At 55.6% G+C, this 14,805-nt stretch carries 14 protein-coding genes; 6 read left to right on the top strand and 8 right to left on the bottom strand.

Annotated features, from left to right (window positions below):
• The first annotated feature begins 146 nt into the window (after window positions 1-146).
• From mutH to CWM66_RS19790, 4 genes are all read left to right on the top strand, one after another.
• Complete coding sequence (gene mutH / locus CWM66_RS19805) at window positions 147-842, top strand: DNA mismatch repair endonuclease MutH (protein WP_007370353.1); 696 nt, start codon at window positions 147-149, stop codon at window positions 840-842.
• Window positions 843-905: 63 nt separating this feature from the next.
• A complete protein-coding gene (locus tag CWM66_RS19800; RefSeq protein ID WP_007370352.1) occupies window positions 906-1,619 on the top strand; it encodes a TerC family protein in 714 nt (237 codons plus the stop codon).
• Window positions 1,620-1,763: 144 nt separating this feature from the next.
• A complete protein-coding gene (ygdR, locus tag CWM66_RS19795; RefSeq protein WP_007370351.1) occupies window positions 1,764-1,982 on the top strand; it encodes a lipoprotein YgdR in 219 nt (72 codons plus the stop codon).
• A gap of 129 nt (window positions 1,983-2,111) precedes the next feature.
• On the top strand, window positions 2,112-3,152 hold the full coding sequence (locus CWM66_RS19790) for an NADP(H)-dependent aldo-keto reductase (RefSeq protein ID WP_007370350.1): 1,041 nt from the start codon (window positions 2,112-2,114) through the stop codon (window positions 3,150-3,152).
• Window positions 3,153-3,154: 2 nt separating this feature from the next.
• Here the strand turns inward: CWM66_RS19790 and lplT are convergent, their stop codons facing one another.
• From lplT to CWM66_RS28800, 3 genes are all read right to left on the bottom strand, one after another.
• Window positions 3,155-4,345: a lysophospholipid transporter LplT gene (gene lplT, locus CWM66_RS19785; protein ID WP_107147124.1), complete on the bottom strand. Its 1,191-nt coding sequence runs from the start codon at window positions 4,343-4,345 to the stop codon at window positions 3,155-3,157.
• Complete coding sequence (gene aas, locus CWM66_RS19780) at window positions 4,338-6,497, bottom strand: bifunctional acyl-ACP--phospholipid O-acyltransferase/long-chain-fatty-acid--ACP ligase (protein WP_072439029.1); 2,160 nt, start codon at window positions 6,495-6,497, stop codon at window positions 4,338-4,340. Before aas ends, lplT begins: the two co-directional genes overlap by 8 nt.
• A gap of 76 nt (window positions 6,498-6,573) precedes the next feature.
• Entirely contained in the window at window positions 6,574-7,044 is a 471-nt protein-coding gene (locus CWM66_RS28800; RefSeq protein ID WP_146159942.1) for a hypothetical protein, read from the bottom strand.
• Between the two features lie 56 nt (window positions 7,045-7,100).
• Here CWM66_RS28800 and galR point away from each other — a divergent pair, with 56 nt between their 5' ends.
• Window positions 7,101-8,108 carry an HTH-type transcriptional regulator GalR gene (galR, locus tag CWM66_RS19775; protein WP_107147123.1) on the top strand — a complete coding sequence of 336 codons (1,008 nt, stop codon included), beginning with the start codon at window positions 7,101-7,103 and terminating at the stop codon, window positions 8,106-8,108.
• Window positions 8,109-8,193: 85 nt separating this feature from the next.
• On the opposite strand, the gene CWM66_RS19770 is transcribed toward galR, so the two are convergent.
• From CWM66_RS19770 to CWM66_RS19755, 4 genes are read right to left on the bottom strand one after another with little or no spacing between them, the layout of a single operon-like run.
• The gene (locus CWM66_RS19770) at window positions 8,194-8,643 is read right to left on the bottom strand and encodes a GNAT family N-acetyltransferase (RefSeq protein WP_007370346.1); all 450 of its coding nucleotides are present in this window, start codon (window positions 8,641-8,643) and stop codon (window positions 8,194-8,196) included.
• The gene (locus tag CWM66_RS19765) at window positions 8,640-9,413 is read right to left on the bottom strand and encodes a GntR family transcriptional regulator (RefSeq protein ID WP_007370345.1); all 774 of its coding nucleotides are present in this window, start codon (window positions 9,411-9,413) and stop codon (window positions 8,640-8,642) included. The genes CWM66_RS19770 and CWM66_RS19765 overlap by 4 nt, the downstream gene beginning before the upstream one ends.
• A gap of 31 nt (window positions 9,414-9,444) precedes the next feature.
• Entirely contained in the window at window positions 9,445-10,872 is a 1,428-nt protein-coding gene (locus CWM66_RS19760) for a glycoside hydrolase family 1 protein (RefSeq protein ID WP_107147144.1), read from the bottom strand.
• A gap of 7 nt (window positions 10,873-10,879) precedes the next feature.
• Entirely contained in the window at window positions 10,880-12,208 is a 1,329-nt protein-coding gene (locus CWM66_RS19755) for a PTS sugar transporter subunit IIC (RefSeq protein WP_007370343.1), read from the bottom strand.
• Window positions 12,209-12,484: 276 nt separating this feature from the next.
• Between CWM66_RS19755 and CWM66_RS19750 the strand changes: the two genes are divergently transcribed.
• The gene (locus CWM66_RS19750) at window positions 12,485-13,495 is read left to right on the top strand and encodes a LacI family DNA-binding transcriptional regulator (RefSeq protein ID WP_007370342.1); all 1,011 of its coding nucleotides are present in this window, start codon (window positions 12,485-12,487) and stop codon (window positions 13,493-13,495) included.
• On the opposite strand, the gene lysA is transcribed toward CWM66_RS19750, so the two are convergent.
• The gene (gene lysA, locus CWM66_RS19745; protein WP_107147122.1) at window positions 13,492-14,754 is read right to left on the bottom strand and encodes a diaminopimelate decarboxylase; all 1,263 of its coding nucleotides are present in this window, start codon (window positions 14,752-14,754) and stop codon (window positions 13,492-13,494) included. The two genes, CWM66_RS19750 and lysA, sit on opposite strands and share 4 nt — an antisense overlap.
• Window positions 14,755-14,805 lie beyond the last annotated feature (51 nt).

The following is a 14,805-nucleotide window of genomic DNA, read 5'->3' as shown; positions in this document are numbered from 1 at the left end:
AACCTGGCAGGCTGTTGCGCAACACATTACAAACACAAATAAATTATCTTTTAAATCATTGCGTTGCCTATATTCCACTGAAAACGGTAAACTACCAGACTACAGTGGAAAACTACTGCCTGTTTTTTAATCAAAAGGTTAGTGACATGTTCGCGTTGTCTCCCTTCACTTCGCCACCAGAATCCGAGGCTCAGTTACTCGCTCAGGCACAGCGCCTGGCAGGCTATTCGCTTGGCGAACTGGCGGCATTGGTGGGACTGCCGGTGCCGCGCGATCTGAAACGGGATAAAGGCTGGATCGGTGTGTTGCTTGAGCTATGGCTGGGCGCCAGCGCCGGAAGCAAACCCGAACAGGACTTCGCCGCGCTGGGCGTCGAGTTAAAAACCATTCCGGTGGATAACCAGGGCCGCCCGCTGGAAACCACCTTTGTTTGCGTCGCGCCACTCACCGGGAATAGCGGCGTGGTGTGGGAAACCAGCCATGTCCGGCACAAGCTGAAACGCGTGTTATGGATCCCGATAGAGGGTTCACGCGAGATCCCGGTAGCCGATCGCCGTGTCGGATCGCCGTTGCTCTGGAGCCCCAATGAGGAAGAAGAGCAGCAGTTGCGCCAGGACTGGGAAGAGTTGATGGATCTGATTGTGTTGGGCCAGGTCACGCGTATTACCGCCCGTCACGGCGAAGTCCTGCAATTACGTCCCAAGGCCGCCAACAGCAAAGCGTTAACGGAAGCGATTGGCGAACATGGGGAGCCTATTCTCACGCTACCTCGCGGTTTCTACCTGAAAAAGAACTTCACCCGCTCGCTGCTGGCTCGCCACTTTTTTCTATCCGGCTATTAATTTTTTGCCACAGCCTCACCGACGCTTATAATTAGCGCTTCTTTTTTTGCAGGACTTTTATTGATGTTATTTGCATGGATCACCGACCCTAACGCCTGGCTTGCGCTCGGTACGCTGACGCTGCTGGAGATCGTGTTAGGGATCGATAATATTATTTTCCTCTCTCTGGTTGTTGCAAAGTTACCTACCGCGCAACGTAATCACGCCCGTCGGCTTGGGCTGGCAGCGGCAATGCTGATGCGACTGCTGCTGCTGGCTTCTATTGCCTGGGTAACAAGACTGACGCATCCGTTATTCACCCTTTTTGATCACAGCGTTTCGGCGCGTGACATGATCCTTTTTCTCGGCGGATTGTTCCTGATCTGGAAAGCGAGCAAAGAGATCCACGAGTCGATCGAAGGTGAAGAAGAAGGGCTGAAAACTAACGTTCACTCTTTCCTCGGCGCTATCGTGCAGATCATGCTGCTGGATATCATTTTCAGTCTCGATTCGGTGATTACCGCAGTGGGTCTCTCCGATCATCTGTTCATCATGATGGCCGCCGTCGTGATCGCTGTTGGCGTGATGATGTTTGCCGCGCGTCCGATTGGCGAATTTGTCGATCGCCATCCGTCGGTCAAAATGCTGGCGCTGTCGTTTTTGATTCTGGTCGGCTTTACGCTGATCCTCGAAAGCGTTTCGATTCATGTGCCGAAAGGTTATATCTACTTCGCGATGTTCTTCTCTATCGCTGTCGAGTGGCTTAACCTGTTGCGCAACAAAAAAAATCCACTGTAAGCAAAGCGCTTCCCCGGTCGGGGAAGCGCTTTTCACTTCCTTACCTGCTCTAACCGCTATTTTCAGAAAATCTCCCTTTTCCATCGCGAAACAGCGGGTTATTACTAGACTGTGTGTGACGCATGCAATGAGAGGGTCTGAGTGATGAAAAAATGGGCGGTGATTATTTCCGCAGTAGGTTTAGCTTTTGCGGTTTCCGGATGCAGTAGCGATTACGTAATGGCAACAAAAGACGGCAGAATGATCCTGACGGATGGTAAGCCGGAAATTGATGATGATACCGGGCTGGTCAGCTATCGCGATCAGCAAGGCAACAAAATGCAGATTAACCGTGATGATGTCTCCCAGATTATCGAACGCTAAGAAATATCTTTAAAGGTCAGTGACCTGCTGACCTTTTTGTGAATTTTCCCTTTCCCTTTTGCTTCCCCTCTGCCATGTTTATAGTCCTTTGTCAGGACTACTGACGTTGTATTTTTAAGGAAGCCGGCTATGCAGTATCACCGTATCCCCCACAGTTCGCTGGAAATCAGCACCCTGGGGCTGGGCACAATGACGTTTGGTGAACAAAACAGCGAAGCCGACGCCCATGCACAGCTCGATTACGCCGTCAGCCAGGGAATCAACCTGATTGATGTCGCAGAGATGTACCCTGTTCCGCCACGCCCGGAAACGCAGGGTTTAACCGAAACCTATGTCGGCAACTGGCTGGCAAAACGCGGCAACCGCGAAAAGCTGGTTATCGCCTCTAAAGTCAGCGGCCCAAGCCGCAACAATGACAGCGGGATCCGTCCGGATCAGGCGCTCGATCGTAAAAACATCCGCAGCGCGCTGGATGAAAGTTTAAAACGTCTGCAAACCGATTATCTCGATCTCTACCAGGTTCACTGGCCGCAGCGCGCCACTAACTGCTTCGGCAAGCTGGGTTATAGCTGGGTAGAGAGCGCGCCGGTCATAACGCTGCTGGAAACGCTGGAAGCGCTGACTGAGTTTCAGCGCGCGGGCAAAATTCGTTATATCGGCGTCTCGAACGAAACCGCCTTTGGCGTGATGCGCTATCTGCATCTGGCGGAAAAGCATGAACTGCCGCGCATTGTCACCATCCAGAACCCGTACAGTCTGCTAAACCGCAGCTTTGAAGTGGGCCTTGCGGAAGTGAGCCAGTATGAAGGTGTAGAACTGCTGGCCTACTCCTGCCTCGCCTTCGGCACGCTGACCGGGAAATACCTCAACGGGGCGAAACCCGCAGGCGCGCGCAACACGCTGTTCAGCCGCTTTACGCGTTACAGCGGTGAGCAGGCGCAAAAAGCGGTGGCGGCTTATGTGGATATTGCGAAGCGACACAATCTCGATCCGGCGCAGATGGCGCTGGCGTTTGTCCGTCGCCAGCCCTTCGTCGCCAGCACCCTGCTGGGCGCGACGACGATGGAACAGTTGAAAACCAATGTGGAAAGCCTGCATCTGGATCTGAGCCAGGATGTGCTGGCGGAGATTGAAGCGGCGCACCAGATATATACCTACCCGGCGCCGTAAACTTACCGGCGGCGCTGCCAGAACCACAGCGCCGCTATCGCCAGCGCAAAGATCACGCCAAAGCCGACGCCCGTTCCCACTACCGGAGCGCTGGCTTTTACCGCCAGCGAGTACAGCCCCAGCATTACCAGCATTGCCATGTTTTCGCCGAGATTCTGCACGGCAATCGCATTGCCCGCCCCGACCGACGCTTTACCAATCGCCTGTAGCAACGCATTCAGTGGCACGACAAAAAAGCCGCCCAGCATGCCGATCAGCATCAGAACGCCATAAGCAGGCAGCAAAGCATGTTGTAACGAAAACAGCACCACCGCGACGCCAATCAAAACCCCTGCAGGCATACAGCGCGCGACAGTTTCCAGCGTGACCAGCTTCGCCGCCAGCCCGGCACCGACCACAATCCCGACCGCCACCATCGCGTTCAGATAGGTCGGCGTGGCGTTGTCAGTAATACCCAGCGCTACCGGCACCCACAGCACCAGCAGGAAGCGCAGCGTCACACCCGCCCCCCAGAACAGGCTGGTGCCAACCAGCGAAAAGCGGGTTTCACCGTTGCGCCACAAACTTTTGCAGGCGCTAAAGAAGCTGTACGTCATCGGCGTAAAACGCCAGGACTGCCCCGGCCGCGCAGCGGGCAGCTTTGGGATCAGTAAATTTGCGACGACCGCGCCCGCATAAACCAGCGTACAAACGCCCAGCGCAGCAAGCACATGCCAGTCGGCCAGCACGCCACCCGCCACAGAACCGAGCAGAATGGCGGCAATAGTTGATGACTCCATCAGCCCATTGGCTTTAACCAGCTTATCCCCGGAAGTGATCTCGCCGAGGATGCCGTACTTCGCCGGAGAGTAAGCCGCCGCGCCAATGCCCACCAGCAGATAGCCGACAAAGGGATTCACGCCAAAGCAAATGCTCGCAGCGCCCAGCAGCTTTAAGCCGTTCGCCATCATCATTACCCGGCCTTTGGCGAAACTATCCGCCACCTGACCGACAAATGGGGCAAACAGGATGTAAGCGCCCACAAACACCATTTGCAGGATCGGCTGGCTCCAGTCCGGGTAAAACTCAGCCTTCAGCAGCGCCAGCGTGGCAAACAGCAGCGCATTGTCGCCAAATGCCGAAAGGAACTGGGCGGCGATCACCGCCATCATTCCGCGCGACCACAGCGAGGCGTTGATCTCAGGTTTAAGCATGTTGGGTTTCCGCCTCGTCAACCATCGTTTTGAGCGTGACAAAATCTGGCTTGCCGCTGCCCAGCACCGGCAGTTGCTTGAGATAACGAATGTCACGCGGTACCGCCAGTTCAGGGACACCCTGCGCACGCGCATACTGCAGAAGTTTATCGCGCGTCAGCGATTCATCGTTCGTAAACATCACCAGCGCTTCACCTTTGCTGGCATCACTTTTAATCACCGTGGCATGCATTTTCTCCGGCGACACCGCCAGCGCCAGCTGTTCCACCGTCTCCAGCGAGATCATCTCACCGGCAATTTTGGCAAAACGCTTCGCGCGCCCCTGAATCTGCACAAATCCTTGCTCATCAAAACGCACGATATCGCCAGTGTCGTACCAGCCAGCTTCCTGCTCGCCATGAATATTCTCCGCCGACGGCGCTTCCAGCACGCCAGGGTTTTCTACCCGCAGATAGCCGGTCATCACGTTCGGCCCTTTCAGTTGCAGGCGTCCGCCCTCTTCAATACCCGGCACTGCCATCAGACGCGCATCCATTCCCGGCAGAATACGGCCAACCGTGCCCGGTTTCGCCGCCATCGGCACGTTAATCGAAACCACCGGCGCACATTCGGTCACGCCATAACCTTCCAGAATGCGCAGGCCGAATTTGTCCTGCCACAACTGGCGCGTGCTCTCCTGGAGCTTTTCGGCGCCAGCCACAACATACCGCAGGCGGAAAAAGTCGTAAGGATTGGCGAAACGCGCATAGTTGCCGAGAAAGGTCGAGGTGCCAAACAGCACGGTACAGTTGCGGTCATAGACCAGTTCCGGCACCACGCGATAGTGCAGCGGGCTGGGATAGAGAAACACTTCCGCCCCGGTCAGCAGCGGCGTAAACAACCCTACCGTCAGGCCAAACGAGTGGAACAGCGGTAGCGCCGACATAAAGCGGTCGTTGGCGGTAAAGTCAGCGATGGTTTTGATCTGCTCAACGTTAGCCAGAATGCTCTTGTGGCTATGCACCACGCCTTTCGGGTTGCCTTCAGAACCGGAGGTAAAGAGCACCAGCGCTGGATCCTCCGGTTTCTGCGCCACTTGCGCTTTTAGCGGCGTCAGCAAATGGCGGAAAATCCAAACCTTATCTTGCAGCGTAACATCGCCCTTCAGATCTTCCAGATAGACCCAGCGCACCTGGGTAAGCTGCTCCGGCAGATGCCAGAGCTTGCCTTTATCTATAAAGGTTCGCGAGGTGAAGATGGTTTTGATTTGCGCTGCCGTGATGGCGCTGCCAAGCCCTTTCACCCCGGCAGTGTAGTTCATCATCGCCGGAATTCGGCCACGGGCAATCGCCCCAAAAATGACCGCCGCGCTGATGCCTGCATTGGGCAGCATCAGGCCAATTTTCTCCCCCTGCTCACTGTATTTTTCCAGGATGCGCGCAACGAACAGCGTCTTGGTCAGCAGCTTGCGGTAGCTGTCGGGAGTAAAGTTAATGTCTTCGACGCAGGGCTTGTTGGCGCCGAAACGGTACTGCGCGGCGAGAAATGCTTCAAACAGCGTTTCGCGCGGGCGCACAGCCATGCGCGCTTCCATCATGATTTGGTGCAACATCTCACCGGCGATTTTGCGGCGATCGCGCGCGCGCGGTGCTTCCGGCATCGGTAAAGATGTCGGCGGCAGAATATGCAGCGTAATGCGCGGAAACAGACGCTGTTTAACCAGCCCTTTCAGGCGGCTGAAATAAGTCAGCTCGGCGCCATCAATACGCAGCGGTATTACCGTTGCGCCCGATTTGGCGGCGACAAAACCCGCGCCGTCATAGATTTTCATCAGCGACCCCGAGAGCGAAATGCGCCCTTCAGGGAAAATCACCACCGGGCGGCCCTGCTCGATCAGGCGCACCAGATATTTAATCGACATCGGTTTGGTGGGGTCGAGAGGGACAAAGTCAACGATAGAGCGGATCCAGCGCATATACCACTGGCTGCTGATCGAGGAATAAACCGCAAAAACCGGGCGTACAGGCAGGAACAGCGCCAGCAGAATGCCATCAATAAAGGAGACATGGTTAGGGGTAATCAACACACGTTCGCCGTGTAGTGCTTCAGTGCTGCCGGTCAACTGCACCCGGAACAAAACGCGAAACAGTTCGCGAAAAAAGCCCAGTAGCATCTCAACTCCTTTTGCCAGAGAAATAAGTAAGTTTGCAAATTGTGGCAGATTACACGAGAAGTGCTGGAGGAGAAATTCAGGGCAAAAAAAAACCTGCGCGTCCGCGCAGGTTGGTGCAAGAAATGAGTACGAAGAGCGTACCGAATAAATCACCAATCAATACCTCTGGGATCTTGATTGTGGCGTTGGCGCGGGCGTACCGCCAGCGGGAAAAAGCAAGGGAATGAGCCGAAGTGAAACGAGGTGTGTCGATTCGCTTTGCTTGTAACAACGCGGGCAAAAAAAAACCTGCGCATCTGCGCAGGTTGGTGTAATTCGAGTATGCAACCCGGGGGCTGCGCCCACCTATCAATACCTCTGGGATAACCACTCTGTCATGGGGGAGAACGCGCCACCAGCAGACAATCGAAACAGCTTTGCGCAAAGTGTAACTAAAGGTTTTACCTGTATTAATCGGCAAAACTTTTTTGTGTAACGGTTCCACGGCTTTCCAACGCGTCACTTCACGTTTGCACACTACCAGCAGGTAACTGCCTTGATTAGCCATTCCTTTTCCGTAACACTACACAGTGTGTAAACGCTTACCCCTAAGGAAGGTACGCCATGGCGACCATTAAAGATGTAGCACGGCTGGCAGGCGTCTCCGTTGCTACGGTTTCCCGTGTGATTAACGACTCGCCAAAAGCGAGCGAATCTTCACGGCTGGCGGTGCAAAGTGCAATGGATGCGCTGAATTATCATCCGAACGCCAACGCCCGCGCGCTGGCGCAGCAATCGACGGAAACCGTCGGTCTGGTGGTCGGCGATGTTTCAGATCCTTTTTTCGGCGCGATGGTGAAAGCCGTTGAGCAAGTCGCTTCCGCCACCGGTAATTTTCTGCTGATTGGCAACGGCTACCACAACGAAGAGAAAGAGCGCAAAGCCATCGAGCAGTTGATCCGCCATCGCTGCGGCGCGCTGGTGGTACACGCCAAAACTATCCCCGATGAAGAACTGGCTTCGCTGATGAAGCAAATTCCTGGCATGGTACTGATCAACCGCATTCTGCCGGGTTTTGAACAGCGCTGCGTGGCGCTCGACGACCGCTACGGCGCGTGGCTGGCAACCCGCCACCTGATCCAGCAAGGCCATACGCGCATTGGCTACCTTTGCTCAAACCACGCCATTTCCGACGCGGAAGATCGCTTGCAGGGTTATTACGATGCGCTGAAAGAGAATGACCTGCCCTGCAATGACCGACTGGTGACCTTCGCCGAGCCGGATGAAAGCGGCGGCGAACAGGCGATGACTGAACTGCTAGGTCGCGGCAGAAACTTTACCGCCGTTGCCTGTTACAACGATTCGATGGCGGCGGGCGCAATGGGCGTACTGAATGATAATGGCATTGATGTGCCGGGCGAGATTTCGCTGATTGGCTTCGATGATGTGCTGGTGTCGCGCTATGTGCGTCCCCGGCTGACCACCGTCCGTTACCCGATTGTCACCATGGCGACACAGGCCGCCGAGCTGGCGCTGGCGCTGGCGGAAAACCGTCCACTGCCGGAGATAACGCATCTGTTTAACCCGACGCTGGTGCGCCGCCATTCAGTGATTGCCCCGCAGGAGAGTTAACGCGGGTTGCCCTGAGCCTGATTGCTTGCCGGAAGGCGTTAATGCTTATCCGGCCTGCATATTCTTCTGCGTTTAGCCGAAAAACTCACAGCGCAATGCGATACAAATGCACATGCGTGTTCGGGTAATCCAGCCCGTCGCCAATATACTCCCAGCCGTAGCGCTCATAAAAATCGCGGCAGGCGGAATAGAGATGTAACTGACTAAATCCCATTGCTTTTGCCTGCGCCATCACATGATGCTGTAGCTGCCCGGCCAGCCCCTGCCCGCGCGCGCTTTCTTTTACATACAACGCGGCCAGCCACGGGAAAAGATCCTGACGGCTGATCAAATCGCAGCGCCACAGCCCGACAGTCGCCAGCAGTTCATCGCCGTCAACCAGCACAAACGTCAACGGTAACGCGCCCGGCGTCTGGCTGTGATCAATAATGCTGGCAAAGAAATCGCGCGGCAGGGAATCGCCAAACTCATGCCACAGCCACTCGATAACCTGCGGCGCAAAGCGCGGCGCTTCGTAGAGAGGAAGGATTTTCACATCAGTTTTCCCTGGAAGATGGGGACGGATTCAAACAGATAGCCGTCGAAGTCCGGCGCATCTTCATCAGATAGCTCCAGCAGGCTTTTTTTGACATTTTCCAGATGCTGCCACATCGCCTGCCAGGCGCCCATCACATCGCGGCGACGCACCGCTGCCAGCAGCGTTTGCCGATCGCCCAGCCATTTCAGGCGATACGGACGGCTGGCGATATGCACATTAAACTGTTGCCACAGCGGGCTACTGTCCATCTGATGCCAGATGCTCTCTACCGTTGCCAGCAGCATCTGGTTTTGCGAAGCCCCGGCCAGCACCAGATGAAACATCTTGCTGTTGTCCTGGGTGGTGTCATTCAGGGCGATGGCGCGCTGCTCTTGTTCGAGAATACGCCGCAGGTTGTCAACATCCGCCCGCGTCGCCATAGTCGCCGCAAAGGCAGCAATATTGCTCTCCAGCAACTGACGCGCTTGCAGGATCTCGAACGGGCCAACATCGCTACTGAGAAAGCGCTCTTCCTCGTTTTCATGGGCCTGCGGAATACGCATCACATAGACGCCCGACCCCTGGCGAATATCAACCGTGCCCTGCAATTCCAGCATCAGCAGCGCTTCGCGCACAATGGTGCGGCTGACGCCATATTTTTCGGCGATATTGCGCTCCGGCGGCAGGCGGGAGCCAACGGGATAGTGCCCCTGGATGATTTGCTCGCGTAAATCCTCGCCAATCTCCTGGTACTGTTTTTTTTCCGGCGGAACGACGGCCTTCTCCACAATATCACCTGCACTTATTAGTTATTGCGCGCTATCTTACTTCATCATCGAGGGTAAGGGTCAACCGGCGCTCATCGCTCAGCGCGCGGAACCAGTGCAGCGACTTTTTCGCCCGCCGATCGCGGTTGTGCTGCAGATCGATCTCCACCAGCCCATAGCGGTTTTTAAAGGCGTTCATCGGCGAAACGTTGTCGGTAAACGCCCACAGCATATAGCCGTGGCAGTTCGCGCCTTCTTCCCGCGCCCGCAGCGTCTGATACAGATGCGCGGCGATGAACTCAATGCGGTAATCATCCTCAATGGTTCCCTCAGCATTGCGGAACTGCCCTTCGTTCTCCACGCCCATGCCGCTTTCCGCAACAAACCACGGAATATTGCCGTACTCGTTTTTGATGCGCATCGCCATGTCATAGATGATCTCCGGCAGGATCTCCCAGCCGCGCGATTTGTTCATCTTTCTGCCCGGCAGCTCAAACGGCTCATAGTAATACGCCGGGTGGAACGGTGTCTCCGGGTGCCAGGCGCGCGATGGCGCTTTCACACGGTGCGGATAGTAAAGATTGATGCCCAGTTCATCGACGGTGTTGTCGCGAATGATCGCCAGTTCCTCTGCGCTGTAATCCCATTTAACGTTGTGTTTTTCCAGCAGATCCACCAGCTCCTGCGGATAGTGGCCTTTCACCAGCGGATCGAGGAACACGCGGTTATAGAACAGATCATAACGCTGTGCCGCCTGTACATCGTGCGGAGCGCTGGAACGTGGGTAAGTCACTTCCGGGTTGAGAATGCAACCGACAGTTCCGGCGTACCCCTTCTCGCGAAACAGCTTCACCACTTTTGCCGTCGCCAGGTTTTTGTGGTGGTTCCACTGCATCCAGGTGCTGGTGTTCTGCTCATACGGCCAGCGCAGCGCATCAAGATAGACGCGGGTTTGCACCACAATCGGCTCATTAAAGGTAAACCAGCGCGTCACTTTATGGTGGAAGCGCTCAAACACTTTCTCAACGTACAGCAGATAGAGTTCGACCACTCTCTTTGAGGCCCAGCCGCCGTAGGTTTCCAGCAGATAACCGGGCAGCTCGTAGTGCTCCAGACAGATCATCGGCGTTATGCCATGGCGCTGCATCTCATCAAAAAGCTGGTCGTAATAGCTGGCGTAAGTCTCATCCACCACGCCCTGCTCGTAATCGGTAAGAAAGCGCGACCAGTTGATCGAGGTGCGGTAGTGGGTTAACCCCGCCTGCTTCATCAGTTGCACATCTTCGCGAAAACGCTGGTAGAAATTCGTGGCCACCGCCGGGCCATAACCCTCATGCCAGACGTGGCGATCGTTTTTGTACCAGAGATCAGGCCACGAATCCTGGCCCGCCTTTTTCCCTTCCCAGCCTTCGGTTTGCCAGGCCGATGCCGCCGCGCCCAGAATAAACGACGGCGGAATGGCAATGGTTTTTGTACTCATAACATCCTCAGGCATTGTTGGCGGCTTGCGCCTGTAATTGCGCCTGTTCCGCGCGGCGGGAGGCGATCTTCACAAACGGCAGATAGATAACGACGGCGGTAACAATGCAGATTAACTGGGTCACCACCGCCCCCATTGAGCCTGCGGTAGAGAGCCAGGCATTGATCAACGGCGGCGTCGTCCAGGGCACCATCACCACGGCTTTCCCGGCAAAACCGGTTACCGTCGCGAAGTAGCCGATCGAGCCGGTCACCAGCGGGGTGATAATGAACGGAATGGCGAGGATCGGGTTCAGCATGATCGGCATACCGAAGATCACCGGCTCGTTAATATTGAAGATCCCAGGACCTATCGACAGCTTGGCGATCTCTTTCATCTCTTTGCGTTTCGTGGCGATCATTACCGCAATCAGCAGGCCGATGGTCAGGCCGGAACCGCCGATGCTCATGTACACATCCCAGAACGGCATGGTGATGATGTTCGGCACCTCTTTCCCTTGCTCAAAGGCGCTCATATTGACGGTGATCGCCCCCAGCAGCAGCGGTTCACGGATCGGTTTGATCATTTGGTTGCCGTGAATACCGATCACCCAGAACAATTGCGCGACAAACATCAGCAGCAGAATGCCGGGCAGGCTTTGTACCACGCGCTCCAGCGGTTGCTGCACCACCTGATACACGGCGTCATACAGATACATGCCGGTCACCTGATGGAAGACGAAGCCGAAAGTGGCGATCAGCGTGGTGGTAATGATCGCCGGGATCAGCGCCGAGAACGAGGCAGAAACGTTCGGCGGCACGGTATCCGGCATTTTGATCTTCAGGCTCTCGCGGTTTTCCAGCCAGCAGTAGACTTCCACCGACAAAATAGCGATAAACATGCCGAGGAACAGGCTGCGGGTATCGGAGAACTGGCGCAGCAGCACATCTTTCACCACATGCATCTGACCATCCACCATCATCTCGACAGTAGTGGGCGTCACGCAGATAAAGCAGATCACCGCCAGCAGACCGGGAAACAGCGACTTGATGCCGTTAATACGCCCCAGTTCAATACCAATTAAAAACACCGCGCCAATGTTGAGGAAGTTCAGCGTGGCATAGTTAATGGCGCTGGTAATCGGTTTGAGCGCAGCGAGAAACGACAGCGCCTGGAAGCTGGCGAGACCGTTTTTCGGGTCCAGTACCATGTTGGAAATTAATACCGAGAACGCGCCGACAATAATGACCGGCATCAGCGTAATAAACGAAGATTTGATCGCCATGATATAGCGATAGCTGTTGAACTTGGTGGCGAAACTACCCAGAGAATCAATGAGTTTTTCTTGTAGGGCCATAGGGTCACACCTCAGTTAAGGGGGGCTTTTTTTATCGGTACAGGTATACAGCCGGATTCCATTTGGCATACCAAAAATAGCCACAGCGTTAGAAAAGTTCTGTGACCCGGCTCGCAAGCCCTCTACTGGTATTCCAAAACGAAGCGATTACTCACATTGGCATGCCACCTTAGCTTTTTCAGGGATATTTCCGTACTTAAGCCAAACCCACCCGCTACGCCTTAACCCGCGAAATGAGTGTGTTAAACTGCCTCTCATTAATGCGGAGAGCTTGTCATGGTCACAATGCTGGATGTTTCACTGCGCGCAGGCGTGTCGAAAGCGACGGTTTCCCGGGTGCTCAACAAAACGGGGCAAGTCAAAGAGAGCACCCGCGCTCAGGTTTTTAAAGCGATGGAAGAGCTGGGGTACCGCCCCAATTTTCTGGCGCAATCGCTGGCGAATCGTACCAGTAATAGCATTGGCCTGGTGGTTTCCAGCTTTGACGGTTTCTATTTTGGCCGCCTGCTACAGCAGGCTTCCCGCCGGACGGAATTTCACGGTAAGCAACTGATTGTCACCGACGGTCACGACACGCCGGAGCGGGAAACGCTGGCGGTGCAGATGCTGGCGGACCGTCGCTGCGACGCCATTATTCTCTATACCCGTTTTATGAGTGAAAACAGCATCCTGCGTTTGATCGATGAAACGCCGATGCCGCTGATCGTGATCAACCGCGAATTATCCCAGGCGCATGATAAATGTGTCTTCTTCGAGCAGCAGGATGCCGCCTTCCAGGCGGTGGATTATCTGGCGGGCCTTGGCCACCGCGAGATCGCCTGCATCACCGTGCCAATTCATACTCCCACCGGCAAAGCGCGACTAATGGGGTATCGCAAGGCGCTGGAAAAACATGGAATTAGCTGGGATGCGGGAAGAGTAAAATACGGCGACGCCACCATGACGCGCGGCTATGAGTTGTGCCGTGAGATGTTGCAAGAAGGGGCGCATTTCAGTGCCTTGTTCGCCTGTAACGATGATATGGCGCTCGGCGCATCGAAGGCGCTCTACCAGGCCGGTTTGCGCATTCCGCAGGATATTTCGCTGTTTGGTTTTGATGATGCGCCCAGCGCTCGCTGGCTGGAGCCTGGGCTGTCAACGGTCTATCTGCCGATCGATACCATGATCGCCACGGCTATCGATCAGGCAATCAAACTGGCGAATGCCGACGAGATTGAACCGATCCCCCCGTTTACCGGCACGCTGGTATTGCGCGATTCGGTGGCGGCGGGACCGTATCAGGATTAGAACTGCTCCAGCGCCAGCAGCTCGTCGATGGTCTGACGGCGGCGGATCAGGCGCGCAACGCCATGATCAAACAGCACTTCCGGCAGCAGCGGGCGGCTGTTGTAGTTTGACGACATCGATGCGCCGTACGCGCCGGTATCATGCAGCACCAGATAATCCCCCGCTTTTACCGCAGGCAGCGCGCGGGTTTCCACTTTCCCGCCCTCTTGTTGGGTAAAGACATCGCCGGATTCACACAGCGGCCCTGCAACCACGGTGTCGATAAGTTCAGCCTGACGCAGATCGCGGCCATCGCCAGCCAGCGCGGTAATGTGATGATAGCTGCCGTACATCGCCGGGCGCATCAGATCGTTAAAACCGGCGTCAATCAGCACAAAGTGGCGGCTACCCATATTCTTCACGCTGCGCACCTGCGATACCAGTACGCCGGATTCCGCCACCAGGAAGCGTCCCGGTTCGATCTCCAGTTTCACCGCATGGCCGAGATGTTTGGCGATTTGCTCGCGAGCGGCATTCCACAAACCAAAATAGTGAGCCGTATCAACCTGATCTTCCCCTTCATGGTAGGGAATGGAAAGCCCGCCACCGGCGGAGATAGCCGGCAGATCCTGGCCGAAATCCACCACCTGGCGCACCATTGCGCCGCACACCTGCTCAAGATGGCCGTAATCAACGCCGGAACCGATGTGCATGTGAATGCCCGCCAGTTTTAGCTGATAGCGCTGCATCACCGCCAGAGCCGCATTGAGATCGCTGTACCAGATACCGTGTTTGCTATTTTCACCGCCGGTATTGGTTTTCTGGCTGTGGCCGTGGCCAAAACCCGGATTGACGCGCAGCCAGACGCGATGGCCCGGCGACACAGCGCCGAGCTGTTCCAGCATATCGACGGAACCGGCGTTCACCGCAATACCCAGCTCGCTGACGCGCGCCAGCGTGGCGTCATCAATCACATCGGCAGTGAAAACAATATCGTCCGGATGCGTTTGCGGATCGTAACCCGCTGCTAACGCACGCTCGATCTCGCCCAGCGACACCGAATCAACTTTCACGCCCTGCTCACGCATCAGGCGCAGAATATGAATATTTGAGCACGCCTTTTGCGCGAAACGCACCACATCAAACGCGCTGAGTTTGGCGATTTGCGCGCGAATAATTTGCGCATCATAAACCCATACCGGGCAGCCAAATTCAGCAGGCAGCCGCAGCAGGTTTTCGGCATTCAGGTCGGTATCGGTCTGGTGTAGTGAGCGTGGCATGGTGAACTCCGTCAGCAATTTTTACTGATTACGCCACAGCGCGAAGGGAAT

The organism is Kosakonia sp. H7A (assembly GCF_003028445.1).
Classification (GTDB): Bacteria; Pseudomonadota; Gammaproteobacteria; order Enterobacterales; family Enterobacteriaceae; genus Kosakonia; species Kosakonia radicincitans.
Note: the sequence above shows the minus strand (reverse complement) of the source record. Positions and strands in the feature narration are given on the sequence as shown.